Here is a 24,864-nt window from a genome sequence, read left to right as displayed (position 1 = left end):
AAATTACAACTAACTCAAACTCAAAATTTAAGACAAAGCCCCTATTGTCATGGCGTTGCCAGTATTGTGATCAGGCCGTTGTTTGCGCCAATCGTCGACACCCAATCTTAGCGGCTTGTCGATATAACGGATTGAAACCACAGCACAGCACTAAGCTCAAATTGGTTAACCCTTTGCCCGCCAGCTCTGGAGTGCCGACGCCGTGCAGTGGGTGAGGGCGGTACTCAAGTCGATGCTGCTCCAGATACGCAGCCACAGGCTGACCAAAAAGCTCGGCTACCGCCATCAATGCCGCTTCATAAGAGCCAATTGCGGGGCCCGCAGTATACACCTTGCCATCAGCCACCACCTCCCCACGGGAGATCTCAGCACCGAAGTGTGGCAGCAACTTGCGCATATGAAAGTTGGTGGCGGCGGTTTTACCTTTCAGCAACCCTACCTGTCCCAACAGCACTGAGCCCGCGCACACCCCAATCACTGCAGCGGCCTGCTGGCTTTGCCGCTTGATAAACTGCAACAGCTCGACATTCATACTTTGCTTAGGCATGGCCGCCCCCACCAATAAAATGTCTAATGGTGGGCAATCCTCGAACGGAGTATCGATGAAAACCTCAGGCCCCAGCGCCGCTTGCACCTTTGTTGGCGCATCTCCAACAAAATAGAACTCAACCTTTGGCAGTGCCGACAGCACATCAATGGCTCCCATCACATCAGGCAGGTAGAGAAAATGACTGACGGTAACCCCAATCTTTAACGGCTTGATGCTAGCCAGTTCTTCTGGTGCCTGGGCAGGAACCGAAACGTCGGAGAACCGAGCCTTAGGGTGATATTCAAGATTAAGCTCTAACAGCTTTGTCAGCCCGCTGCCTCTGAGCTCATTCATCACCATGAAGGCCGATTCAATAGCGCTGGTGCAAGGGCCTGAAGTATAGAATTTGCCATCAACTATGGTCTGGCCACAATCAATCGCTTTAATGCCAAGCTGTTGCAATCGATGGATGCTAGGTGTGTCGGCGGTCACCAAAAACTCGTCGAGACAGCCCGCCATTGCCAACGCCACCACAGCATTAGATACCGCAATCACCTTACTAGCCCGCGGGACTTCTCGACTTAAAAAAGCCTGTAATTGAGGATTTTGCAGTGACTGCTCAGTCATCTCTCCAACAACCAGTAGATCCAGCTTCGGAGTTTGGCTAAAGCGGCAATTAGCTTCTAGCCTGAGACCACTTCGGCCTGTTACCGGCTCGCCAGTCTCACTGATAAACAAGCATCGGTTACGTGGATGGGCGGAAAAAATGGTCTGCAGATTCACTACATCCGCCTCACGCATACCGGAGGTCATCACAAAGCCAAGGGTTAAGGAACGAAATTGGCGCATCATTGGCCCTCCTGAAACAAAGATGCAATCACTATAAGCATCGTGCATAAGCAAACCGAGACACATCGACGCCCATCTGTTCCCCTATAACAAAATTAGCCCTACTCCACGCTCTAACTCTTTGTTAAGTTTGAACTTCGATTTTAATCCTATGGATTTAGATGAAAGGAATACCCCTCACTGCCGCCAAGTTCCACCGTCGCTTGATGCAGATTCTGCTATTACCAATGGCCATCTGGTTTATCAGTGGTGCCTATTTTGTGTGGATGGACTTAGGGTTCATTCGCGGCGATCACTATCAGCCCCATTCGCCGGATTTTCTTCGCCCGCAGCAAATCCGCCTGACGATTGTTGAGCTGCAGCGGAGGTTCCCTGACGCAACAGGCATTGAGCTGACCAATATCGCAGGCACACCCTACTACCGCTTGCGCGGCGAGCAACCACTTTTGGTCAACGCCATTACCGGCAGGGCGCAACAACAGATAACCAAATCGATGGCCATGACGGTGGCTGCCGCTCACGTGCCTGAGCATTACCAGATCACTAAAGTTCGAGCCATAACCACTAAGGCGCCGCAGGAGCTGAGCTCTCGCCATCTCCCTGTGTGGCAGCTGCAGTTCGACAATCTGTGGGCAACTCACTTGTACGTTTCAATGGCCACCGGTGAGGTTGTCACTCGTCGCCATGAACTGTGGCGTGCCTTTGACCTCTTTTGGCGACTGCACATCATGGATTATGACGACGGTGCTGACGTTGATAATCCTCTGCTGCTGATCACCGCTCTGTTGGCGCTTGTGGCCAGTCTCAGTGGCTTTTATCTGGCCCAAAAGCGTTGGCGCCGAGGAAAACTGTAATGAAACCGCGGACGATTCGTTATCTACATCGACTGGCAGCTCTGCTGGTGGGCTGGCAACTGCTCATTTGGCTAACAACCGGTCTCTATTTCAACTTAACGCCCCATGAAGAGCTCAAAGGCAGCACCTACTTGGCAACCCAAAGCCAAGCCAAAGTACCCAAGCTGTCTCAGTTCACCTTACTGGAGCCCGCCACCATACTGGAGCGCCACTCAAGCACTGAGACACTCAGTTTGATCTGGCTAAATCAGCGGCCCTACTATCTTCTAAGCCATCGCACCACTCGCTACGCCCATCAATGCCAGCAGCAGAGTTTGGTCGATGCCTCAACCGGCCTCCCCTACCAATTGAACGCCGAAGATGCAGCATCATTGGCAAACGCAAGCTATTCCGGCCCAGGGCAAGTTGTCGCCACCAACCATATCCCCCAAAATCAATCTGAGTGGCCCAAGCAGTGCAATGCCTTATGGCAAGTTCAATTTAACGACACATTACACACTCGAGTTTACCTAGACGCACGCAGTGGACAGCTCATCGGCCATAAAAATCGGCACACTGAGGTCGCCGATTTGATGTGGCGGCTGCATTTTATGGATCTGTTCAATCAAGGTAGCTTTAATCAACCTCTTGCCTGGCTAATGGCACTACTGAGCTTGGGACTGGTTTACAGTGGCGGCGGCCTTATAATTCAAGACTGGCGGAAAAAGCGCCGCTATAACAAATCGTTAATCAAAGCTGCGAGCCCGACCGACTGACGCTAAACCGGTTCGCACGGAGCAAGGAAGGATCTATGCACCAGGATGGCAAGCTGAACTATGTTGAGTTTCCAGCGAAAGACTTAACCGCCACCAAACGCTTTTTCGAAGCGGCATTTGGGTGGTCATTTACCGACTATGGTCCAGACTATACCGCTTTTAGCGATCAAGGTCTGGATGGCGGTTTTTACCGAGCCAATCTCAGTAACACCACCCATCACGGCGGGGCGCTACTGGTGTTCTACAGCGGCGATATCTCAGCCACACAAGCGAAAGTGCAGCACCACGGCGGCGTCATCAGCAAGCCGATTTTCGACTTCCCTGGCGGCTGCCGCTTCCACTTTATCGAGCCAAGTGGCAACGAGTTCGCCGTCTGGTCACAAAGCCACACTCCAGTTCAGGGTGCCAATGACGATGAACAGTAACGATGTCATCTGGCGGCAATATTACGATAAAGCACTCAGCCGCCCCCATCATCCGAGAACGGCTCAAGCAGCATCGCTGAATCAATCAGATTGCATGGTGGCCATCGACTGCGGCTGTGGGACAGGCAGTGATGTCGATTATCTGTTGGATAGGAAGTACCAAGTGCACGGCTTTGACATCAATCCAGTGGCAGTGTCGCTATGCAAACAGCGCTTTGGCAACCATCCCAGCTTGCACCTGTCTGAGGCCAGTTTTGACGACTTTGAGTATCCAGAAGCAGGAGTGATTGTCGCCAACTCCAGCTTACTGTTTGCCGAGCCCAAAAAGCTGTCAGCCATCTGGAAACGGATAAGCACAGCATTGGTGAAAGGCGGAGTGTTCGCGGGTAACTTTATGGGCCCTGATGACACCTGGGCGACCAACTACCGCAGCAGCACCGCACCAATCTCTGAAAAGCAGCTACAGAAGATGTTTACGGAGTTTGAGATTGTTCGCTGGGATGAGCAAAACGAAGCCGGCATGACCTCCCTTGGACGACCCAAGCATTGGCATAGCTTCTCGGTAACCGCCATCAAGCGCTAGCATTTAGGCCCCATATGTCAGTAATAAGTGGGGCCTCAACACGCACTTCTCCTAGTTGACCTCGAACTCGATCGCTCATTTGAAGCGTAACAACGGCTTGCTGTGTTGGTGGTGATGCAACGGTTATGCGGCTTCTCTCAGCATAGACAACCACTGCTTAAGATCCGATTGCGTTGGAATGCGTTTGTCCGAATGGCCAAGCAGGTGAGTCAATGCATAGCAATATTGTTGATAAACCGGTAAGTCGCCGCAGGTGCTGTCGGCATCATCAATGTTGATCATGGTGCCTCGGATAAAATCTCGAACTAAGGCTGGACGATCGAACCCGGGCACCTCACCCATTTCAGCAATAAGCTCGTCGGTCCACTGGGTGTAGGCACCAAACGCCTCATTAAATGCCGTCTGATACGACTCACTGGCTTGGCTTAAAATCTCTGGGTTTGGCATCACCCGAACAATGACGAATCGATCGTCACACATGACATCACTGATTCGATGGCAGTGATGAAACAGAAAGGCCCACAGAGGATCGTCAAAACTCTTTCGATCTTCCTTGGCTTGTTCAAGGAAATCCTGAAACTCTGCAGTGGCCACCGCCACCATGAGATCGGCTTCGCTGGGAAAGTGGTTGTAGACGGTACCTTTGGAGATTTGACTGGCTTTAACCAGATGAGAACGCACCAGATCGAAGGTTTTGTGGCCCCTTAACTGACGACGGGCTACGTCCACCAAAAACTTCTCTCTCTGTTCCCAACTGCTCATGGTCTACTCCAACGTGGAATGGGTTAATTCGACCCTGTTAGAGTACCAACTCACTATCAAGCTGAAAATTGAGTAATAGTTGTAGCACCATGATGAAAACCAATACCAAAGCCCAGTTACTGCAAGGCAGACAGCACCATCAACCAAAAAGCTGAGCCTTGATGATATTTCAATCTAGAATGCCAAGCATTCGGATTTTTAGGCGACCTGACGGACCTCTACGAACCAGGCTTTTAACTCTCTGGCTTCAGGAATTCGCCGGTGAGAGTGGCCCAACAGTTGAGTCATCGCATAGCAGTACTGATGATAAACCGTCGCATCATCACAGCACGTTTCGGCATCATCAATGTTGATCATGGTACCGCGAATAAAGTTGGTCACCAGTTCCAGTCGATCAAACCCTGTTACCTCACCCATGGCTTCAACCTGATTACGATTCCAAGCTTCATAGGCTCGATAGGCTTGCTGGTAGGCCAACTGATTTTCAGGGCTGGCTTGAGCTAGAATGTCTGGATTTGGCATAATGCGTGCGATCACAAATCGCTGATTATTAATGATGTCGCTCAAGCGGCGACAGTGGTGGTAGAGAAAAGCCCACAATGGGTCCTCAAACCCGCGACTGTCATCATGAGCTTGGGCAAGAAAATCTTGATACTCGGCTGTCGCCACAGCCACCATCAGGTCGGCTTCACTTGCGAAGTGATTGTAAACTGTACCTTTTGATATCTGACTCGCTTTAACTAGGTGAGAACGACACAGATCAAAGGTCTTATGACCACGAAGGTGACGTCTTGCAACGTTCACCAGAAAGTTTTCCCGTTGCTTCCAGTTGCTCATGATTAACTCCGATATATTCACGGTTGTAACTCACACTCTTAGGTTACCAACCTAGGGTCTAGGTGAATATTGAGTAATAATCAGAGCATCATTACTAAATCCAATAGCCCATGCTAAAAGTTGAACTGCTCGAAAGTTTTATCGCCGTTGCCGAAACTGGAAACCTCTCCAAAGCAGCAGAGCGTATCTGTCGCACCCAGTCCGCCTTGAGCTTACAGATCAAAAAGCTTGAGGAAAGCGTGGGTCAAACCCTATTGGTTCGCGACAATCGTGGTGCCACGCTGACGGAAGCGGGTGAAAAGTTGTTGAACTACGCCTACAAGATGGTGCAGCTCAATGTGCAAGCCTTGGATGACCTCAAAGAGGAGACCAAGCAGGTTCTGCGCCTCGGGGTGCCCACCGACTACGTAAAATGGTACCTGCAAAGTGGCTTGGTTGAGTTCATCCGTGAATTCACCAATATCCAGCTAGCCATCGACACTGACGTATCAGGCAACCTTTACAAGCGTCTAAATAATGGTGAGTTCGATGCCATCATCGCCACTCACTGGCATCCTCAGCCCCATGGTGAACTGCTGTTTGAACGTCGCTTCGTTTGGGCCGCGGCCAAAAATGGTAACGCCTTCAAGCGTGACTCCATCCCAATGGCGCTGTACCCAGAAAACTGCCCTATCCGAGCCCAGGTATTTGCCAATCACAACGTATCGATGCGCCCCATCAACCTGTTGTTGTCTACACCTTCGCCTCAAGCAATGTGCATGGCGGTAGAAGATGATCTGGTTATTGCCCCTATTGCAGAGTTCCGCGTCAGCGACAAGATGCAGATTCTGGATCCGGTGGAGCACAAACTGCCCAAATTGCCGATGTTTAACGAGTCTTACTACGTTAACCCCAACTCTAATTCTGAGCTGTTGGAGCAGCTTCGTAGCCTACTCAAAGCCAACCTCAATAAGATGGTGCACCCACTAGAATAGAGGCAGACAGATGCAATAAAGCCACCGCAAGGTGGCTTTTTTTGTGCCCAATCCCACCCCAGTAATGTAGAAATTGGTATTCATGGCTGATCACTACGTGGAAACACGTGTAGGTAGAGGAAGAGGGAAAAGGCAGGTACTTCAAATTTCGCGTTGCAGGGAAATGATGATGATGAAACGCAACCAAAACCTAGCGCATCAATAGACTCTCATATAAGCGTGACTAACGCTCGAAGAACCGCTGAGAATCTTTTAAGTTGTCAGTGAATGAAGTACCTGAAATCGGGTAGACAATGAAACGTCGAGGTCAGCAGACACAATGCTGACCTCGATAAAAATGGGGAGCGGCAGAGCCTCCCCAATACTCATTAGAAGTAGAAACCAAAGTTGATGTTCAAACGGCTCTCGTTGTCAGTGTTGTCGTTATCCAAACCAACACCTGGGCCACCGGCGAAGGTCATGTTGTCGCCGATGATGTAGTCGATGTAGGTAAAGATAGGACCGCGAGAGATGCTCACACCAGTCACGTTCTGCATGGAGTCGTCTTGGCCGTCACCTTCTGGAGAAACCAGACCGTAGTCGTTGTACACAGTGATGGTGCCCCAACCCATGTCGAATGCACGGGCGATGTTGAAGTTGTAGCCAGTCGCTTCTGCAGCGATATCGTAGGTACCACCAACCACACCCACAGTCAGGGTGTCGCCACCATCAACGGTGTTGTATTTGTAGTTGGTTACCTGAGCTTGCAGGTTCCAAGCGCCCCACTGCAGATCAGCGTGGGCAGCGTAGGCGTAACGGCTATCGTCATCGCCATCAAACTGAGAATCGGCATCTTTGAAGTACAGTTGGCCTGCTTCTACGGACGCACCCAGTTTCAGATGACCTTCGCTCATTGGGATGGTGTATACCGCACGAGCGTTCACTTGGTTCATCTCTTCATGAGCACCGATGATGTCAGCGCCGTAACGCTCGTTGGTGTCGCTACCGTACTCGGCGCCTTTGATGAAGGCAAAATCCAGGTGCCAGTTATCTTTGTTCCACACCAGTTTCGCACCGGTGTCGTAGTTGTCTTCGAAGCCAAGGTAGTAGTTGGTGCTGAACCAGTAGCTGTTAGACAGGAAGCCTTCTTTACCGAAAGGTACTTTAACAATACCTACCTGAAGTTGGGTGTTGTCGTTGAAATCGTAGTAGCCGTAGCCACGCTTGATGTAGTTAAAGCCGCTAGCAAAACGGTAATCAACGCTAATACCGATGCCATCAATTTTGCCATCAAAAGTTAGGCTCATTGCATCAAAAGAGGCATCACCGCTTTTATCTTTAGAAGAGTCGCTGTAATCAACCAAGCTATAGTTAGCGCGAACAAAACCACCTAAAGACAGGTCGCCATTTACAGCTGCGTGAGTTACCGGAACTAAAGCCATTTGGCATAGTGCCGCTAAAGTAGTTAGTTTCATGAGTTTCATCATTCGTTCCTTTAATAGAGATTTTGCCAATAGGATTGACAAGGGCTTAATAATTTTCTTTTTAGAGAGAGAGTTGATAAATGTTTAATTTAAAAATAACTATTACTTGCTTTGGTAATGGGTATTTTTAATTGCCTGCGAAGCATTCACTTCGCAGGCAATAATCTGACTTAGTACTTGAGCTTAGTCAGGTCACAGCGAATTTTTTCGCCGCGCATTGCTGGGGTGTTAGGGCGGTCTGCAGACTCACACAGCAAGGTGGTGCCGTAGTCGTTACGCTTGTCGTTAGCATTAGAGCGAGCCCATACGGTTACGATGGCTTTCTCTTCTGGCTTAGCGTGGCACTCTGCACCGTTGTACTGGAATGCGTGGATGGTGTTCTGGTGGAAGTACGCCAGGTCATCTTTCTCTGGAGAGGTGTTGGCCCAGAACCACTCTTCGTTAGCCATACCAGCATCGAATTCCACTTCACGAACGGTGTCGGTTTCGCTGATGGTTTTCACTAGAGGGCTGTCTTCACGAACCGCAAAGTTCTTGAACTCATCAGTACACGCAGGCTCACGCATGGTGTAGTAGATTTCAGAGATAGCGTGGTTGTGGTAAGGATAGAAGGAATCTACGCGCTGAGTCACCATACCCACTTCGGCGCCCACTTTCTCGCCGCTAATTTCATCAATTCGCAGCAGGCCCCAGTGACCAAATACTTCAGCGTAAGCGTAGTTACCACGGGTCTTTTCGAAGTTACGCTTGTTACGCTCGCTCTCTTCTGCGTACATTGGGAACCAGCCCACAGACGCCCACAGGTTAGGCAGAGAGTTTGCACTGACATCGAATGGGAAAGCATCAGGCAGTTTGATGTCGTCACCGGTTACCATCTTGTAGAAGTTCTTGGTGTATTCACGACCGTACTTCTTAACTTCTTCGTTGGTTACGTTTTTCTCGAAGAACTCTTCAAAAGTGGTACGGTTCAACCACTTAGCTACTGGAGACTTGGCTTCTAACTCACCGCCTGGGCTGTAGATCCAGTTTACGTCTTCACGAGCACCGAAGCACTGTTTCGCTTCATCAGGGTTGGCCAATACAGAGTAGATGTGCTTAACCATCAGCTTCATGTCGCGACGGTCCATGATGCACATGTACTGAGGACCTTTCAGGTCATGGGTGTTGGTTTGGTACATGGTCAGGTCAGAGTTGCGGCAGTTACCATCAGAGGTACTCAATGCAACCGCGTAACCTTCAAGATATTTCAGGGTCTCTTGCCACAAAATATCAACGTATTTTTGATCTGCTGCAGAATATTTCTGCTCTTCAGTCAGACATTTAAAGGTGGCGTTTTCAATTTCCTTTTTATCAAGAAAATCAGGAATCTCAATCGCCATGGCGTTATTAGCAGCGAATAGGCTTGCAAATAGTAGTGCTTTTTTCATTATCATCATTCCTACAACAGTTCTTAAATCATACTGGAAATTTAAGAATATAAAATGAGTTGGGTGGGAAGGTTAATTCGGAGAACTACCCACCCAACTCTAGAAATTTATTTTAAGTTATTTAAGCTGTGTCTTGTTTATTGTTTATGCTTATCAAACTTAAAAGTGTGACAATCTAGGCAAAGAGGGCGCTTAGCTTGATGTTCGCCGTGACATTCAATACACGGTACCTCTTTTCCGTAGTGCAGGTTGTTGTGTGGGTTCTGCCACACTTCATCACCTTCACGGGCAGTCGCTTCAGCCAAATCATCGCGATCGTGACACTCAAGACAAGCAGTGTCAGAAGGACGCTTGCGCATACCTTGGTCGTGACAAGACTTACAGCCATCGTCGTAGTTCATTTCGTGGTATACACGGCCGTGCTTAGCACCCATTTTGGTCATGCTGTCACCAGGCTGCAGATCAGCGGCTTGAGCACCGAAGGTCAGCATCATAGCTGCAGCCAGAGTCATAAATTTGTTCATCATTGTATCCTCTAAAATCGATCTAAGACTTAGGCGCCCATGATGGTGCGTGCAGCAGTCATGCCCATCACCATACACTCAGGGATAGAGCAGCTACCCAAACGGCTCACGCCATGGATACCACCGCACACTTCGCCAGCAGCGAACAGGCCTTCAATTGGCTGACCAGTGAAGCTGTCTTTTACGCGAGCTTCTTTAGTCACCTGAACACCACCTTGGCAGTAGTGCACTTTCGGCCACAGGCGTACCACGGTGAATGGTGCTTTGATGTATTTGCCTTTGGCTTTACCCATGTTCTTACCGAACTGCTCGTCGTTACCGGACTTAACGTAGCCGTTGTACTCTTCGATCTGAGCTTTCAGCTCTTTCAGAGGTACGTCGAAGTGCTTAGCCAGCTCTTCAACAGAATCGAATTTCCAGCCTACGTTGTACTTCAGTACTTTCTTGCAGTTAGGGTGCTCTTTCGCATGCTCGTAGCTGGTGATCATGATTGGTGGCAGCGGGTTGCCCTGCGCATCACGGCAGTTCAGCTCAGCGTCAGCACGAGTCTTACGGTCAGCGATTTCGTTCATGAAACGCTTACCAGTCATGCGGTTGATCGCAATAGAGTGTGGGAAGTTAAAGATGGAGTAGTTAGATACGTAACCGAAGCCACCTTCATCTGGAGACGCCCATGGACCAGACTGAATGTGAGCTAGGTGTACAGGAATTGCGCCCAGACGGAACATTTCGAACATACCTTCACCGGTCGCACCTTTGGCGTTGGTACAACCAACTTCTGCGGTCAAAGTAGGATCCTGAGCCATACGAAGATCGATGTTCTGACCAAAGCCGCCGGTAGCCATGATCACGCCGCGAGTCGCTTTAACGTAGATCAGTTTACCTTTGCCTTCTTCACCGAAGTAGTAACCAGTGCGGATCTTAGCACCCACTACTTTACCGTTATCGTCAAGCACAAAGCCTTCGAACTTAGCGCGGCTTACCGTACCAACGCCCAGCTTACGACACTCTTTCAGCAGCGGCTGAGTGATACCAGCACCACAGCTTACGGTAGTTTGGTAAGTACGAGGAACGGAGTGACCGCCCAATTGCTGTAGGTAAGGGTGGAATTCAGCACCAGCATCCATGGTCAATTGCAACGCTTCGTTAGCGTGAGAAGCAACGTGACGCAACAGCTCTTCATCAGCAATGCCACGGCCAGACTTCAGCTGGTCGGACACCATACGCTCTACAGAGTCGTCCACACCTTCTTTCTTCTGCATTGGAGTACCAGGTGCAGCAAACAGGCCACCGTTGATAGCGGAGTTACCACCAAACACTGGCATCTTTTCAAAGATGGTTACAGATTTGCAACCTTTGCGAGTTGCTTCGATACCAGCTGCCAGACCAGCAAAACCGGAACCAATAATGGCGATTTCAACAGTCTCATCCCATTTAACTTCGTTTGCGCTAACAGAAGAAGCCAGTGCTGGAGTGGCCATGGCGACGCTAGCGGCGCCTAAGCCTTTAATAAAATTACGGCGTCCTAACAGATCTACCTTGCTCATCTGGTTTTCACCTTTGTTGTGATTAACTTGATGGCAAGTGTAAATCTGGAACCAATTCCAAAACGGGAGAAATTGGCATTAAACACATTTAACCAGGGGGTTTTCCTAAAAAATAAGCTCGGCTGCAAATTTTAAGAAGTTAGGTTAATAGGATCATTTTCTGGAATGAGTTCCAACTTTATAAGTTGGTACAAAGGTACATTAAGAACAGTAGTGAAGTTAAAAATGACTCAGTTAATAAATAACAAAGAAATATAATCTCCGCCTCAAAAGAAAAAACATTCTTGATCTTCGTCACACTTTCCCATGTTATTCACTCAAACAATTCACTCAGCGCAATCGCTGCCATTGCACCGATCTCGGTTTGGATTCTATTACCCACAACCTCTGCTTGCCACTGACGACGTCCAGCTCAACCTCATCACCACGAGCCAGTGACATCAAGGCTTTCCAGATTTCAGGAATATCATAAGAAGATGCCACATAGCACCGTTTTTCGGAGCAAGCAGCGTGATCCAGATCTACCTCTTTGGGGGTATGGTGGGCACAATGCCATCCCCACTCCCACCTAAGTAAAGCCCCGAGGAATGGAAAGTCCATCAAAAGCACTTTCGATTGAGGTTTAGCCTGCAGCCACGATAATAAGTTCAGGCCACAATCTTCTAATTTCATCGAACTGTTTCTAGCAAACTCAAAGTCTAAGACATAGTTTCTAGCTATTTGTTCAAATAATTTATCGCCAATTAAAAATCGAAAACAAGGATAACTATTCGACACCGCAGTGATATAAGCGCCGACCCGATTTGTTCTATAAATTGCCAACGCTTGCTCAATCGGAGCCAGCGTTGCTTTAAACCCCAACACCCCATGATGCTGATAAAAATTAAGCGGATCACGACTGTTAGCCATAATTAGCCTCCTGCAAAATGCGCTCGGCGATGGCACTCTCTCGCAACATGGTCACCACAGGGGGTATCTGGTTATCCCATTCAATAATGGTGGGTTTGGGTCCCATACTGTTAAGCACTTGTTGAAAAAGCTGCCACACGGCTTCGCTAACATGACAGCCATGGGTGTCCACTAGCAGCGCCTGTCGGCGTTCATGCCCAGCAAGGTGGCAGTAACCCACTGCATGCAAGGGAAAGTGCTTAAGCAGCACCAGCGGGTCGTCATCAAGGTTATGCGCGGTAACGTACAGATTATTAATATCCAGCAAAATTCCGACATCTGTGCGCCGATTCAGCTCAGCCAACATCTCCCCTTCGTCGATGAGGTCGTCACGATAAGCAAGATAGCGAGAGATGTTTTCCAGCAGCAGCGGTAACCGAGTTTGTGTTTGCACCCGCTGTATCTGGGACTCGAGCTGCTCTAAGGTGCGATGGTCATATCGAATGGGGAGTAGATCATGAAGGTCTGTGCCGTCAATCGTGCTGACACTCAAATGGTCGGAGATGGCAATGGCGCTTAATTCATTGGCCATGTGGGTAAGTCGTTTCAGGTATTCCTCCGTTGGCCCAGCTCCCCCTAGAGAGAGGCCGACGCAGTGCAACACAACCGGGTAACGCTCCGCCAATTGCTGCAGCTGATAATAATGTGGCCCACGTAGGGCCATAAAGTTGTCGGCCATCACTTCAATAAACGGCAACGACGTCGCCTCCGCTAGGAGTTCGCCCATGTGAGTTTCACGAACGCTAAAACTCGCTGCAGTCGATGAGAGTGATAACACTAAGCGGCGCCCTTTGCAGGTTTCACTTTAGCGACCTTACCTCCTAATTTTTTGCAGGTGCCTTGAGGCACGTACACCCACTCATTGGGGTCGTTGTCCATTTTCGCCTGCCCTGCACAACCATGGCTGCCATCGAGAGCACCGCAGTCATTCATGCCCTTTTTCGCCACTCCAGCACATTTTTCCCATGCCTTGGGTTGATCAGGTACCGCATGAGCTTGGCTGGAAAGTGCTAATACGCCAACGGACAACACACCAGTTACCGCCGCTTTCAATCCACTGCCTTTATCCATGTTGATGCTCCTAGATAACCATTAGGGTTCTCTAACAAGATAGGTGCGGAGCGCCTTTCCTTTCCGGATTCCTCAGAACAATAGAAACCATGGATATACATTTCAGGCATAAAAAAGCCAGCACAGAGTGCTGGCTTCACTGACAAACCACAAAGTTACAGAGTGATCAACACACGACCGGTCACTTGGCCTTTTACGATTCGGTCTGCGTAATCATGCACTTGTTCCAGACTAATGCTGGTGCAAGCTTGATCAAAGTAGCTTTGCGGCAAGATCTCTAAAATTCGATTCCAAGCGCGCTGACGTTTTTCAAGAGGGCACATTACCGAATCCACCCCCAGTAACGACACCCCACGCAAAATAAACGGCATTACCGTCGTTGGCAGTGCAAAGCTACCGGCCAAACCACAGATGGCCGCCGCGCCACCATAGTTAGCTTGGGCCAAAGCGGTGGCCAACACCTGGCCGCCCACGGTATCGACAATACCCGCCCAGCGGGAACGCTCCAATGGACGACACTCAGCTTCCAGTTCACTGCGAGGCATCAGGGTTTTAGCCCCCAACGCGGTCAGCATGTCGCCATTTTCCTCGACACGCCCTGTGGACGCCACGACCTCATAGCCCAATTGGGACAGAAGGCTTACTGCTACTGAACCCACCCCGCCGCTGGCACCAGTAACCAGCACCTCACCATGCTCGGGCTTCACTCCGGCATCTTCCAGCGCCTGAACGCACAGCATCGCCGTCAAGCCTGCAGTGCCAATCATCATCGCTTTGTGGTGATCGCCGCCTTTGGGCATCGGCACTAACCAATCGGCTTTGACTCGAGCGCGCTGCGCCATACCGCCCCAGTGACGCTCACCTACGCCCCACCCAGTGAGAACCACCTCATCTCCTGCCTGATAGCGATCGTCACTGGATTCCAGCACCTTACCAGCAAAATCAATGCCTGGGACCATAGGGAAATCACGGATAATCTTACCCTTACCGGTTACCGCTAGGCCGTCTTTGTAATTCAGTGACGAGGCAACAACCTCCACCAATACCTCTCCCGCCGGCAGTGCACTGTCGTCCAGTTCACATACCTTGGCCAGAGTTGCTTTGCCGTCTTGAGTTAGCTGAAGGGCTTTAAACATGAGTCAATTCCTAAATGGGAGACAGTTGGACACTAATATCGCAGCCAATTTGGCCAGTAATCAACCAAAACGCACTTAGACAAAGGTAGGGGTCAACAGAGTTCTACCGAAGCGAGCCAAGCTGTGAATATCAGCAATTGACATTAGCTTAAGCGAGCAAGTGGATAAAAACAGCCTCGTGCGAGTGTAAATGTTGTTTGTGTGAATCGCCGCCAGCTCTCAATTTTCAAACACTTTCCAAGGTCACGGACTGGAATGCATTCCACCATATAGTTTCGACCAGTTAAGAATCAAAAACCAATTAAAGAATGGCTCTAAAAACACCAAGTGTAAGTTTTGATCAAAACTTTAGATGTGGATCAAAGTTATTTTTAGACCATTACCGTATCGTACCTACCCGTTAGTGAGGCACCAATACACTGAGCCATACAGTGCAGGTAGTCGCCATTGACTAAGTCATCTTTCTTCATGCTTAGCGGCCACTCTCGCCAGTGGCCGAATTTTTTAGGAGACCATGATGTCACAGCTTCCCTTTCGCCACTTTATCCTACTGTCCGGTGCTCTGTTACTTGCCGGGGTCGGCGCCACACTGGCCATGGAGATCAATCAATATCACAACTTTGAGCGGTTCAGTAATCAGTATGGCAGCATCTCAACCATTGCCGGAACCGGTGAAGATCGCCAAAAATACCTAAACAACTGGCATTCAGAATTTGAAGGTAAGCCTGCGATTCAAGTTGAGTTATCTCGCCCTCATCATGCCATTGCCGACTATCAGGGTAATGTCATCATTGCCGATAAGGATGCTCACGGCATCCGGCGCATTGATGAACAAGGCCAGATAACCACCTTGGCAGGCACCAACCAATGCGCTGACGGTGGCGACCAACCGGCTCCAGCTCAACAAGTGGCGCTGTGTTTTCCCAATGGGATCTGGGTTCAGCGAAGCGGCGCAGTGGACATCTTAGATACCGGAAATAACAAAGTTCGCCGAGTGCTTCCCAACGGTCAGATTTCCACCCTATTCCACGACCCTAGCGGCATTGAAACTGGCAGAGGGTTGTGGGTGAGCTCGGATGCCACTCTTGCCTACTACGCCTCTGGAAGTGAGCTCAAACGCTGGACGCCCGAGGCGGGGGTTGAGGTGATCGCCAGTGGCTTCAAAGAGCTAGCCAATCTGGCCTTGAACGACAAGAATCAACTTTATGTCACCGACCGCAATGGTCACAAGGTTTACCGGGTTGATGCCAAGGGTAACAAAACGGCGGTGGCCGGAAATGGAAAGATCCGAGGCGGCGGCCATGGCTACCCGGCACTGGAAACCGGCTTGAATGAAGTCAGAGGAATCTGGTTTCACCCCAACGGAGGCTATTTTCTCGCGACACACAAAGGGGGGCAGATCTGGTTTGTTGACCCCAGCGGCATCATCCATCTGTTTATTGACGGTGGACGGGATCATCAGCACAGCGGCGATGGACTGCCCTTTAACGCCGTAGGTGAGAAAATCAGCGAGCCCAGAGCGATCTCATTGGATCATCTGGGTAACCTCTACATTACCGAAAATGATTACGGCTACATCCGTAAAGTCTCCCCGCGGTAACACGCATTGGATACGAGGTTCAGCCTGGCGGCTTAAAAGCACCAGGCTTGCCTAAAGCTCTCCTCTTGCACCCCACCCGTCGACACCGTCTCTCTGCTGAACTCATAAAACCCTAGATTTTAGATGTCACGATATATATCATGACATTTAAATGAGTATTGGACAGCATTACCGCTGGCCTTTCCAATGGGGAAATGATCAATGTTAACCGTACACCATCTAGAAAACTCACAATCCATTCGGATTCTTTGGCTACTGGAGGAGCTTGGGCTTGACTATCACCTTCAGAAATACGCCCGAGTAGGTCCAAACACTCTGGCGCCCCTTGAATACAAAGCACTCCATCCCATTGGCAAAGCCCCCACCATATCTGACGGGCAAAACCGACTCGCGGAAACCAATGCCATTGTGGATTACCTGCTTGATCAACAGCCGAACTCGCCACTACGACCAACACCCGGCAGCCCAAGCCGCGAAGCCTATCTCTACTGGTTTCATGCAACTCAAGGTTCGTTGATGCCCCTGTTACTGCAACGATTGATCTTTTCTAGGTTAATCAGCAGAAGCCCGCGATTGATTCGCCCATTGATAAAACTGGTGATCAACCGTGCGGTGTCTGCTTACCTTCAGCCCAATTTGAGCAAGATGCTCGGGCACATCGACAATACCCTATCAAACTCAATGTGGATCGCTGGGAACCAACTGACGGCCGCAGATATTGTAATAGGTTACTGCCTTGAGGTGGCTCAGGTCCGTGTCGATTTCGGCGATGACTACCCTCACATTGAACGCTACCTGCTCCAGATGCGAAAACGCCCCGCCTACCAAAGAGCGCTGCAAAAAAGCGGCGGCTTCTCTCCCTTAGCCGCTTAGGCTTGCCGATAATCCATGAGACCCGATGTCATGACTGAAACACTCACGCTGTATTACCACCCCTACTCTAACTGCGCCCAAAGGGTAATGCTGGCCTTAGCCGAAAAAGGGCTTACGCCTCAGAAAATCAAAATCAATCTGATGGCCAATGAACAGTTAAGCGACCACTACCGAGCCATCAACCCAAAATGTGAAGTGCCCGCGCTGGTTCATAACAACCACTCAATAACCGAATCGTGCACCATCTTGTCCTATCTGGAGCAGCAGTTTCCCAAGGTGTCATTGACGCCACAACAACCTGAACAGGCTCAGCTAATGACTCGCTGGCTAGAGAAGGCGGCCCAGTCCCATGAGCACCAAGTGGTCAATTTCGTCTATGCCAATGGGCTGGGGCGGCTGCCGACGCCAGAGCAGTGGCGATACTACGAACAACATGTGCCTCATCGAGCGGAATTCCATCGCAAGCGACGTTTGGGAAAGGCTGGAAGCGATCTGCAGCAAGCCAAATCCGTGCTGGATGCGCAGTTCGAAGAGATAGAGTGTCAACTGAGTAAAACGGCGTGGCTGGCTGGAAGTGAGTACTCACTGGCAGACATCGCTTGGTACCCAAATGCCAAGCTATTGTCGCGCCTTGGCTACGATGTACACCCCTTCCCCTATGTTCGGCAATGGCTTCGCCGAATCGAAGCCAGACCGGCTTATCAGGCTGGTATCAAACCGGAGATGATGCCACTTCCCAATTGGCTGTTGCGAGTTGCCCTGCGGCTGATACGCCGAGTGGGTGGGCGCTTTTAAGCTTAAAAAAGCCCGCATTTGCGGGCTCACCTCATCAACTGGCTTGGACCTTGGCGATGTAATCGTCAATCACCTGCTCCAAAATATCTAAAGGCAGCGCACCGTTTTTCAGTACCGCATCGTGAAATGCCGTTAATTCAAACTTATCCCCCAGCGCTTGCTGCGCTTTTTGGCGAAGTTCAAGAATCTTGAGCATGCCCACCTTATACGCCGTGGCTTGCCCTGGCATCACAATGTAGCGCTCAACTTCTGCCACCACATCAGACTTTGCCATGCCTGTGTTCGCGGCCATGTAATCGATGGCCTGCTCACGACTCCAGCGCTTAGCGTGAAGGCCGGTGTCAACCACTAGCCGCACCGCACGAAACAGTTCCGCCTGCAGGCGTCCTAAATTATCCAGCGGCTGATCCTGAAATCCCGCCTCCCAAGCCACTTGTTCGGCGTACAACGCCCAACCTTCAATGTAGGCGGTAAATGGGGCCATACGGCGCATAAACGGCAACCCTTCTAGCTCCATGGCGATGGCAATCTGGAAGTGGTGACCGGGGATCCCCTCATGGTAAGCCAGAGTTCGCATGCTATAGCGGGGCGTAGCTTTGATGTCATACAGGTTGGCAAAGAAGCGGCCCGGTCGAGTTCCATCGAGAGAGGGCTGCTGATAATACGCCCCAGGTGAGGTTTTCTCCTTAAACTCAGGAATTCGCTGCACCTCCATGCTGGCTTGCGGGCGAACGTTAAATACAGGGTCTAATCCCGCGTCAATCTCATCCAAGATCCGTTGATAGTCAGCTAAGATCTGAGCGCGACCTTCGTCGTTGTCTGGATAATAGTGCTTAGGATCCGCCGCTAACTCGGCCATCGCCGTTTCAAACCCCGCGTCAACGGAGTACCCCTGCTGCGTAATGATCGACAGCATCTGCGCTTGAAGCCGCTCAACCTCAGACAATCCCAACTGATGCAGCTGTTCGGCGCTGTAATCGGTGGTCGTAAACAGCTTGAGCGCCAACTCGTAGGCCTTATCACCATCAGGCAGATGCCAGTAGCCCACGTCGTTGCCAGCCTTTGGCGCCAATTGGGTAAAATAGTCAATCAAAGACTGATAGGCAGGATGAACTGAGTCTTGAATTCGCGATTTGGCGTCCGCCAGCCAGGCTTGAGACTGCTGCGATGACACCCCTTCAATCTCGGCGGCCTTTTGCTCCAGATTGGTATAAAGAATGTTGGTCTCAATGGGCTGAGCCACAAACTCAGTCATCTCCGTTAACACTCGATCAATCATAAATCGCGGCGGGATAATCCCTTTTTGCTCTCGAAGCTTTAACCCCTCTAGCGTCTGAGCAAACTTGAGCTGAACCGCATCAAGTCGCGCTAGGTAATGCTCCACGTCTTCCTGAGTTTGCAAACGGTGCTGAGCTTGCATGAAGGTTGGGTAACCATTTTGAATGCCAAAAAGTTGATTCACCGGATAGGTATGATATCGATACGGTTCCGCTTGGCTCATTAAGTCAAGCAGGTATTGGGCCACCTGCTTTGACAGCAGCTCCGATTCTGACAGTGAATCATTGTCGTATTGAGAAAGCCCATCTCGTAATGATGCCATCTGGGCAAACAGCTTATCCCCTTGCTCTGGGCTGTCGTTGTCCAGATAAGCGTTATGGCCGGTAATCCCCACGGACTCCAATACGCCTAAACTGGTCAACATCTCAGGCTGATCCATGGCAATTTTAATCAGTGGCCGGTCCAAGTAGGCTCGAAACAGAAATGGCTTATCCGCATACCATTCATGGGCAGCAAAACTGACGCCAGCCATCACCGCCGCTATGGCCGTAACGCCAATTCCCTTAACGATTTTATTCATCTCACTTTCCCTAGTTTTTAATATTTAGACTCCTGTCCATAAGTAAACTAGCAAGTGCACTTCACTATTCATACCCCAAAATGTTTCGAAATACGTCAGGTATTAAGCCAAGGATATGGATGGATAACTCAAGCTTAAGGCCTGCCTGAGGGAAAGTTGTGGAAGGAGACAACGCGAGGCAGAGAATCTCTTACCCCGCGGCACCACTCACCTTGAAAGCTAAGGCTGTGGTGTACTGGGTCTGGTCTGGCTGATCGGAGCCTGCAGCGGTGCCTTGTGGCTGGGGTGAGAAACGAAACCCGCGCCATTGGCTGGAGCCGCCATCGGCTGATGGTGAGCGGTGGCCGCCGGTACCGGTTGAGGGGCTTGCTCTGGCTCAGAGGAGATAGGCTGCTCATCAACCTGATCGCGCTCTTGGTCTTCACTGACGCGGCGCTGTTTTTGAGGTTTAGGTGGGATGCGACCCACTTCCATATTAGCCAGCTCGAAAATTGACGATTTTGCCTCTTCTGACTTCGCTTCCGGCGATGCCGATAACGACGTTGTCTGATGGGGGGTAGCGGTGTCTGTCCACCACAATGCCGCGGCGACCAGCAACGCGACAGACACTATTAACAGGCGGTTCATGGCTCTCATCCTTGAGATTGGTTTTCTACGCCCAATAAGCTACCAGAGACACAAATTGCGACTCAAGGCAGAGGGCTAGGAGATCTCACCGCCGTTTTGTAGGTCATCCGCCTGACGTTGTGAACGCTGCAAAGACTGACGCTGTGACTGCTGCTGAACCAGCCACAAGGCACTGTAATGCCCTTGTTTTTCAAGCAGTTCTTCATGAGTCCCCTGCTCCACAACCTGCCCCTGATCCAGCACGATGATGTTGTCTGCATCAACAACGGTCGACAAGCGGTGAGCAATAACCAACGTGGTTTGCTCCTTAGCAATCTCCTGCATCGCCGCCAGAATGTGTCGTTCAGAATGGCTGTCTAGACTGGAGGTGGCCTCATCAAACACCATGATCGGCGGCTGCTTTAAGATCGCTCTGGCGATAGCAACTCGCTGCTTCTCGCCGCCTGAGAGCTTCAAGCCGCGCTCGCCAACCAGAGTCTGCTCCTTCTCTGGCAACCGCTCAATAAACTGGTCAAGGTGGGCTAACCGAATGGCGTGCCACACCTCATCGTCACTGGCATCAACGCGGCCATAACGGATGTTGTCAAAAATTGAGGTGTTAAACAGCACGGTATCTTGCGGCACCACGCCAATGGCACCACGAAGGGACTTCTGAGTAATGCCATCAATGGCCTGACCATCGATACGAATCTCACCGGAGCTCACCTCATAGAACCGGAACAGCAGTTTAAACAGGGTCGATTTACCCGCGCCACTGGCACCGACGATGGCCACCTTTTGCTTAGGTTTTACCTCAAAGCTAACCCCGTTAAGGATCGGTCTTTGTGGGTGATACCCAAAGGCCACATTATCAAAGCAGATGGTGCCGCCGTTCATCTTCAGGGCTGGCGCCTCCGGTTTGTCGTTGACCAGCGGTTCTCTATCAAGCAGCTCAAACATCCGCTCAATGTTGGCCAGCGCCCCTTTCATCTCTCGATATACAAAACCGAGAAAGTTTAGAGGCATGAACACCTGCATCATGAAGCTGTTGATGAGTACAAAATCCCCCAAAGTCATCTGCTCATTCACCACATCGGATGCCGCTAGAATCATCGCGGCGGTCATGGCCACGGCAATAATCAGCGCCTGACCACCATTTAGGGCAAACAGCGACAGCCGGTTTTTCCGACGCGCTTGCTCCCAATTAGCCAGCTCCTTGTCGTAGTGCTGGCTTTCATGATCTTCATTGGTGAAATACTTAACGGTTTCAAAATTCAACAAGCTGTCTACGGCGCGGGTACTGCTTTGAGATTCAGCGGCATTTACCTGACGAACAAAGTCAGTACGCCACTCAGTGGCCACCACTGAAAAACCGATGTATGCGGTGACGGCCACAGCAACAATCAACGCAAAACCGATGTGGTAGTTCCACCATAACAGTCCCACAACCAAGGTGATTTCCAGCAGAGTCGGAACGATGTTGAACACCATAAACCGCATCAGAAAACTGATGCCATTGGTGCCCCGCTCAATGTCGCGAGACACACCGCCGGTACGCCGTTCCAGATGAAACGCCAGATCCAAACGATGCAGGTGCTTAAACACCTTCAAGCCAACTCGGCGCATGGCGCGCTCTGTAATGCGACCAAACAGGGTATCGCGCAGTTCACCAAACAGTACGTTGGCAAAACGAGTCAGGCCGTAAGCCAATAACAGCGCCAGAGGGATGGCCGTTGCGGCGGGAATGTCACCAACGCCATCTAGGGTATCTACGATGTCTTTTAAGATGAAAGGCAAGCCAACGCTGGCGACCTTGGCACCAACTAGGCAGGCTAACGACAAGCCTAAAATCACTTTGAACTCGAGCAGGTAGGGAATCAGTGATTTAAGCACGCCAAAATTGACGTTCTGATAACTTACCGTGGCTTGTTGATGTCGACGCATGTGTGTTCCTAAAACGACTGACCCGGTTCGGTCAGTCAAATACCGCTTTGATTAGAGCCTATTATCGCTGACCTTAAGAGGAATATCCTTGATTTAACACTACTAATATCGGTTCTAATTAATTGCGGTTTGTCTTTGACAGTGGCGCACGAGGTCGAAAATAACGGCTTCTCATCAAAGAAAGCAATCCAAGACTTGGTCGCTCAGAGCCGCCGCTTTAGGTCGGCTTCAAGTGAATGAAACCGCAAATTACTGAGCCAAATCATGGAACAACGGCAACGGTTTTTCTAAATTCAGCTATAAGATAGTAAGCGGATCCTCTGCGCGATGAACTTCAAGGATGAAGGACGCTGGAATCCGATTTTGCCACCTAGCACAAGCTAATAAGGAAGTTTGCAGGTGAAAATCACCCATCATGGTGCCAGCAATGGCGTAACCGGCTCATGCCACCAGTTGTGGCTGGACTCACAGCACTCCGTCCTCATCGATTGCGGTCTATTTCAGGGAGAAGAGCGCCAGCGTTTGGGCGATGACGATAAACAGATCGATTTTTGCCTTAACGGCATCGAGGCGGTGATCGTTACTCACTGCCATATTGATCATATTGGCCGACTGCCACACCTGCTCATCGAGGGGTTTCGAGGCCCTATCTATTGTAGCAACGCCAGTGCCGAATTGATGCCTTTGATCCTACGGGACGCCATCGCCCTAGGCATCACCTCCGACAGTCGCCTTATTCAGGCGATGCTTGGCCAACTAGAACGTCAGCTGCGCCCCGTGGAGTACAATCAATGGCACGCCATCGACAGCGACGCCGCGGCAATGATTCGGCTTAACCCTGCGGGACACATTTTAGGCTCCAGCGTGGTGGAGGTGGCACTAAAAAATCAGCAGCGAGTGGTGTTCAGTGGCGATCTTGGCTGCTACCACACACCGCTGCTGCCAGATCCTGTGTCGCCAGAACGAGCCGATCTACTGGTCATGGAATCCACCTATGGTAACCGCAGTCATCAGCAACGTAGCCAGCGCACTGAACGGTTAAAACAGTTGCTGTCAAACACGCTGGCTGATGGCGGAGCCACGCTGATCCCAGCATTTAGCATTGGGCGAACTCAGGAGCTGCTTTACGAAATTGAAGAGATCCTGTTTCACTTATCGAAAAACGCCGTCCATCAACGTCTGCCGATCATTTTGGACTCGCCGTTGGCCTCCCAGATAAATCGCCGTTACCAGAAGCTGCAATGGCTTTGGGATAACGAAGCCAAACAAAAGGTGGCTCAAGGGCGACACCCACTGAACTTCGAACAACTGATCACCATAGATAGCCATCAACATCACCAAGCCTTGGTCAATCGGCTCGCGAAAACTGGCGAGCCCGCCATCATCATTGCCGCCAGTGGAATGTGCAGTGGCGGTCGAATTATTAACTACTTAAAAGCCCTAGCAGGCGATCCCCGCACCGACATCCTATTTGTCGGCTATCAAGCAAAAGGCACCTTGGGGCACCGACTCAGCCAGATGACGGGCCCTGGCAAAGCGGTCATCGACGATGAGCTCATGCAGGTCAATGCCAAAGTACACAGTCTCAGCGGCTATTCTGCCCATGCCGACCAACCGGATCTGATCAAATTTGTCAGAAAAATGACAACCCTACCTAAGCAGATTCGCCTGATTCATGGCACGCCCCTAGCGCAAAAAGGGCTCGCCCAAGCCCTCAAAAAGCAGTTTCCCGGCATTCATGTGGAATTAGCGGCGTGCTTGGGAAATCGAGCATCAGTCAACGGAGCAATTTAGTCCTGCCTAAAATACACGACTCGCCACCCTAAATATGTTACGTTGCAACAAATCAAATGAAAATGGATATTATTTACCATGAAAGCCCTGTCCGAATTTAGCCCGAGTCTCGATAAATACGCCATCTCAGCATCGGCACTCTGCGCCATCCACTGCTTAACACTGCCACTGCTGCTAACCCTATCACCTAGCTTGGGAACCACCATTTTAGGGCAGGAAGCCTTCCATCAACTGCTGTTGTGGCTGGTGGTTCCTTTAAGCATGCTCTCCTTAAGCTTGGGCTGTAAGCAACACAAAGATATAGCCGTTGCCATTTTTGGCACCTTAGGCCTGATCACTTTGCTTTTCACTGGCATCTGGGGACACGACGTACTTGGAGAGAACGGGGAGAAGATCGCCACTTTAGTGGGCGCAGCAACCATAGCGGGCGCTCACATACGTAACTTTACTCTATGTCGTCGCAAACAGTGTGATCACTGAATTTCGCTGAGATAAAAAAGGAGAGCCCAGCTCTCCTTTTTTATTGATTAGGGAGGGCAGATCCCTCTGCCTGTGTGTGTCGGATCCCTAAATCGCCCCGCCGCTGAAAGCACACCACACTTTAGGCGAACTCAACTGCTAACTCGACATTCTACTGAGGTAGTGATGTACCAACATGACAATCAAGCGACAGGGGCAATGGATAACTGGTGGCCATACTCGAGCCACCA

General features: G+C 50.4%; 24 protein-coding genes. 10 read left to right on the top strand and 14 right to left on the bottom strand.

The genetic code is table 11. The annotated features are described in order from the left end of the window. Positions 1-70: 70 nt before the first annotated feature. Positions 71-1,381 (bottom strand): DJ-1/PfpI family protein, encoded by a 1,311-nt coding sequence (locus tag FCL42_RS00775; RefSeq protein WP_205729197.1) that lies wholly within the window; start codon positions 1,379-1,381, stop codon positions 71-73. 158 nt (positions 1,382-1,539) lie between these two features. Here FCL42_RS00775 and FCL42_RS00770 point away from each other — a divergent pair, with 158 nt between their 5' ends. The 4 genes from FCL42_RS00770 to FCL42_RS00755 are packed head-to-tail and all read left to right on the top strand — an operon-like array spanning position 1,540 to position 3,995. Next, positions 1,540-2,232, top strand: a complete 693-nt coding sequence (locus tag FCL42_RS00770; protein WP_136861465.1) for a peptidase — start codon at positions 1,540-1,542, stop codon at positions 2,230-2,232. Continuing rightward, positions 2,232-2,987, top strand: coding sequence for a PepSY domain-containing protein (locus tag FCL42_RS00765; RefSeq protein WP_136861464.1), 756 nt, complete (start codon positions 2,232-2,234; stop codon positions 2,985-2,987). Before FCL42_RS00770 ends, FCL42_RS00765 begins: the two co-directional genes overlap by 1 nt. 35 nt (positions 2,988-3,022) lie before the next feature. Beyond that, positions 3,023-3,412 carry a VOC family protein gene (locus FCL42_RS00760; protein WP_136861463.1) on the top strand — a complete coding sequence of 130 codons (390 nt, stop codon included), beginning with the start codon at positions 3,023-3,025 and terminating at the stop codon, positions 3,410-3,412. Next, entirely contained in the window at positions 3,402-3,995 is a 594-nt protein-coding gene (locus tag FCL42_RS00755; protein ID WP_136861462.1) for a class I SAM-dependent methyltransferase, read from the top strand. The genes FCL42_RS00760 and FCL42_RS00755 overlap by 11 nt, the downstream gene beginning before the upstream one ends. Positions 3,996-4,118: 123 nt before the next feature. Here FCL42_RS00755 and FCL42_RS00750 read toward each other — a convergent pair whose 3' ends face one another. Continuing rightward, on the bottom strand, positions 4,119-4,757 hold the full coding sequence (locus FCL42_RS00750) for a TetR/AcrR family transcriptional regulator (protein WP_136861461.1): 639 nt from the start codon (positions 4,755-4,757) through the stop codon (positions 4,119-4,121). A gap of 198 nt (positions 4,758-4,955) precedes the next feature. After that, positions 4,956-5,594, bottom strand: coding sequence for a TetR/AcrR family transcriptional regulator (locus tag FCL42_RS00745; RefSeq protein WP_136861460.1), 639 nt, complete (start codon positions 5,592-5,594; stop codon positions 4,956-4,958). Positions 5,595-5,704: 110 nt separating this feature from the next. Between FCL42_RS00745 and FCL42_RS00740 the strand changes: the two genes are divergently transcribed. Further along, positions 5,705-6,568 carry a LysR family transcriptional regulator gene (locus FCL42_RS00740; protein ID WP_136861459.1) on the top strand — a complete coding sequence of 288 codons (864 nt, stop codon included), beginning with the start codon at positions 5,705-5,707 and terminating at the stop codon, positions 6,566-6,568. A 368-nt stretch (positions 6,569-6,936) separates the two neighbouring features. Here FCL42_RS00740 and FCL42_RS00735 read toward each other — a convergent pair whose 3' ends face one another. From FCL42_RS00735 to FCL42_RS00700, 8 genes are all read right to left on the bottom strand, one after another. Then, positions 6,937-8,022, bottom strand: a complete 1,086-nt coding sequence (locus FCL42_RS00735) for a hypothetical protein (protein WP_136861458.1) — start codon at positions 8,020-8,022, stop codon at positions 6,937-6,939. Positions 8,023-8,201: 179 nt separating this feature from the next. Further along, positions 8,202-9,458 (bottom strand): cupin domain-containing protein, encoded by a 1,257-nt coding sequence (locus FCL42_RS00730; RefSeq protein ID WP_136861457.1) that lies wholly within the window; start codon positions 9,456-9,458, stop codon positions 8,202-8,204. 137 nt (positions 9,459-9,595) lie between these two features. Beyond that, positions 9,596-9,901: a cytochrome c3 family protein gene (locus tag FCL42_RS00725; RefSeq protein WP_229359758.1), complete on the bottom strand. Its 306-nt coding sequence runs from the start codon at positions 9,899-9,901 to the stop codon at positions 9,596-9,598. Between the two features lie 110 nt (positions 9,902-10,011). Then, the gene (locus FCL42_RS00720; RefSeq protein ID WP_136861456.1) at positions 10,012-11,529 is read right to left on the bottom strand and encodes a flavocytochrome c; all 1,518 of its coding nucleotides are present in this window, start codon (positions 11,527-11,529) and stop codon (positions 10,012-10,014) included. Between the two features lie 330 nt (positions 11,530-11,859). Beyond that, positions 11,860-12,438 (bottom strand): HvfC/BufC family peptide modification chaperone, encoded by a 579-nt coding sequence (locus FCL42_RS00715; protein WP_136861455.1) that lies wholly within the window; start codon positions 12,436-12,438, stop codon positions 11,860-11,862. Then, complete coding sequence (locus tag FCL42_RS00710; protein WP_267873226.1) at positions 12,431-13,255, bottom strand: DUF692 domain-containing protein; 825 nt, start codon at positions 13,253-13,255, stop codon at positions 12,431-12,433. The genes FCL42_RS00715 and FCL42_RS00710 overlap by 8 nt, the downstream gene beginning before the upstream one ends. After that, the gene (locus FCL42_RS00705) at positions 13,255-13,548 is read right to left on the bottom strand and encodes a BufA1 family periplasmic bufferin-type metallophore (RefSeq protein WP_136861453.1); all 294 of its coding nucleotides are present in this window, start codon (positions 13,546-13,548) and stop codon (positions 13,255-13,257) included. The genes FCL42_RS00710 and FCL42_RS00705 overlap by 1 nt, the downstream gene beginning before the upstream one ends. Before the next feature lie 155 nt (positions 13,549-13,703). Then, positions 13,704-14,684 (bottom strand): MDR family oxidoreductase, encoded by a 981-nt coding sequence (locus FCL42_RS00700; RefSeq protein ID WP_136861452.1) that lies wholly within the window; start codon positions 14,682-14,684, stop codon positions 13,704-13,706. A gap of 517 nt (positions 14,685-15,201) precedes the next feature. Here FCL42_RS00700 and FCL42_RS00695 point away from each other — a divergent pair. The 3 genes from FCL42_RS00695 (at position 15,202) to FCL42_RS00685 (ending at position 17,952) form a co-directional block, all read left to right on the top strand. Beyond that, positions 15,202-16,284 carry an NHL repeat-containing protein gene (locus FCL42_RS00695; protein WP_136861451.1) on the top strand — a complete coding sequence of 361 codons (1,083 nt, stop codon included), beginning with the start codon at positions 15,202-15,204 and terminating at the stop codon, positions 16,282-16,284. A gap of 201 nt (positions 16,285-16,485) precedes the next feature. Continuing rightward, positions 16,486-17,157, top strand: a complete 672-nt coding sequence (locus FCL42_RS00690) for a glutathione S-transferase family protein (protein ID WP_136861450.1) — start codon at positions 16,486-16,488, stop codon at positions 17,155-17,157. A gap of 30 nt (positions 17,158-17,187) precedes the next feature. After that, positions 17,188-17,952, top strand: a complete 765-nt coding sequence (locus FCL42_RS00685; RefSeq protein ID WP_169308234.1) for a glutathione S-transferase family protein — start codon at positions 17,188-17,190, stop codon at positions 17,950-17,952. A 34-nt stretch (positions 17,953-17,986) separates the two neighbouring features. Here the strand turns inward: FCL42_RS00685 and FCL42_RS00680 are convergent, their stop codons facing one another. The 3 genes from FCL42_RS00680 to FCL42_RS00670 form a co-directional block, all read right to left on the bottom strand. Next, positions 17,987-19,810 (bottom strand): DUF885 domain-containing protein, encoded by a 1,824-nt coding sequence (locus FCL42_RS00680; protein ID WP_136861448.1) that lies wholly within the window; start codon positions 19,808-19,810, stop codon positions 17,987-17,989. A 219-nt stretch (positions 19,811-20,029) separates the two neighbouring features. Then, positions 20,030-20,437 carry a hypothetical protein gene (locus FCL42_RS00675; protein ID WP_136861447.1) on the bottom strand — a complete coding sequence of 136 codons (408 nt, stop codon included), beginning with the start codon at positions 20,435-20,437 and terminating at the stop codon, positions 20,030-20,032. Between the two features lie 75 nt (positions 20,438-20,512). Further along, a complete protein-coding gene (locus tag FCL42_RS00670) occupies positions 20,513-22,360 on the bottom strand; it encodes an ABCB family ABC transporter ATP-binding protein/permease (RefSeq protein ID WP_136861446.1) in 1,848 nt (615 codons plus the stop codon). Positions 22,361-22,759: 399 nt separating this feature from the next. Here FCL42_RS00670 and FCL42_RS00665 point away from each other — a divergent pair, with 399 nt between their 5' ends. Then, positions 22,760-24,154, top strand: a complete 1,395-nt coding sequence (locus FCL42_RS00665) for an MBL fold metallo-hydrolase RNA specificity domain-containing protein (RefSeq protein ID WP_136861445.1) — start codon at positions 22,760-22,762, stop codon at positions 24,152-24,154. Positions 24,155-24,232: 78 nt separating this feature from the next. Continuing rightward, entirely contained in the window at positions 24,233-24,634 is a 402-nt protein-coding gene (locus tag FCL42_RS00660) for a MerC domain-containing protein (protein WP_136861444.1), read from the top strand. Positions 24,635-24,864 lie beyond the last annotated feature (230 nt).

Origin of the sequence: Ferrimonas aestuarii (assembly GCF_005116665.1) — a bacterium.
Taxonomy (GTDB): domain Bacteria; phylum Pseudomonadota; class Gammaproteobacteria; order Enterobacterales; family Shewanellaceae; genus Ferrimonas; species Ferrimonas aestuarii.
This window is presented reverse-complemented; position numbering and strand designations above follow the sequence as displayed.

Coding starts and splice junctions, on each gene's coding strand:
- FCL42_RS00775 (WP_205729197.1), bottom strand. CDS start 1,381: ATGATGCGCCAATTTCGTTCCTTAACCCTTGGCTTTGTGATGACCTCC.
- FCL42_RS00770 (WP_136861465.1), top strand. CDS start 1,540: ATGAAAGGAATACCCCTCACTGCCGCCAAGTTCCACCGTCGCTTGATG.
- FCL42_RS00765 (WP_136861464.1), top strand. CDS start 2,232: ATGAAACCGCGGACGATTCGTTATCTACATCGACTGGCAGCTCTGCTG.
- FCL42_RS00760 (WP_136861463.1), top strand. CDS start 3,023: ATGCACCAGGATGGCAAGCTGAACTATGTTGAGTTTCCAGCGAAAGAC.
- FCL42_RS00755 (WP_136861462.1), top strand. CDS start 3,402: ATGAACAGTAACGATGTCATCTGGCGGCAATATTACGATAAAGCACTC.
- FCL42_RS00750 (WP_136861461.1), bottom strand. CDS start 4,757: ATGAGCAGTTGGGAACAGAGAGAGAAGTTTTTGGTGGACGTAGCCCGT.
- FCL42_RS00745 (WP_136861460.1), bottom strand. CDS start 5,594: ATGAGCAACTGGAAGCAACGGGAAAACTTTCTGGTGAACGTTGCAAGA.
- FCL42_RS00740 (WP_136861459.1), top strand. CDS start 5,705: ATGCTAAAAGTTGAACTGCTCGAAAGTTTTATCGCCGTTGCCGAAACT.
- FCL42_RS00735 (WP_136861458.1), bottom strand. CDS start 8,022: ATGAAACTAACTACTTTAGCGGCACTATGCCAAATGGCTTTAGTTCCG.
- FCL42_RS00730 (WP_136861457.1), bottom strand. CDS start 9,458: ATGAAAAAAGCACTACTATTTGCAAGCCTATTCGCTGCTAATAACGCC.
- FCL42_RS00725 (WP_229359758.1), bottom strand. CDS start 9,901: ATGACCAAAATGGGTGCTAAGCACGGCCGTGTATACCACGAAATGAAC.
- FCL42_RS00720 (WP_136861456.1), bottom strand. CDS start 11,529: ATGAGCAAGGTAGATCTGTTAGGACGCCGTAATTTTATTAAAGGCTTA.
- FCL42_RS00715 (WP_136861455.1), bottom strand. CDS start 12,438: ATGGCTAACAGTCGTGATCCGCTTAATTTTTATCAGCATCATGGGGTG.
- FCL42_RS00705 (WP_136861453.1), bottom strand. CDS start 13,548: ATGGATAAAGGCAGTGGATTGAAAGCGGCGGTAACTGGTGTGTTGTCC.
- FCL42_RS00700 (WP_136861452.1), bottom strand. CDS start 14,684: ATGTTTAAAGCCCTTCAGCTAACTCAAGACGGCAAAGCAACTCTGGCC.
- FCL42_RS00695 (WP_136861451.1), top strand. CDS start 15,202: ATGTCACAGCTTCCCTTTCGCCACTTTATCCTACTGTCCGGTGCTCTG.
- FCL42_RS00690 (WP_136861450.1), top strand. CDS start 16,486: ATGTTAACCGTACACCATCTAGAAAACTCACAATCCATTCGGATTCTT.
- FCL42_RS00685 (WP_169308234.1), top strand. CDS start 17,188: ATGACTGAAACACTCACGCTGTATTACCACCCCTACTCTAACTGCGCC.
- FCL42_RS00680 (WP_136861448.1), bottom strand. CDS start 19,810: ATGAATAAAATCGTTAAGGGAATTGGCGTTACGGCCATAGCGGCGGTG.
- FCL42_RS00675 (WP_136861447.1), bottom strand. CDS start 20,437: ATGAACCGCCTGTTAATAGTGTCTGTCGCGTTGCTGGTCGCCGCGGCA.
- FCL42_RS00670 (WP_136861446.1), bottom strand. CDS start 22,360: ATGCGTCGACATCAACAAGCCACGGTAAGTTATCAGAACGTCAATTTT.
- FCL42_RS00660 (WP_136861444.1), top strand. CDS start 24,233: ATGAAAGCCCTGTCCGAATTTAGCCCGAGTCTCGATAAATACGCCATC.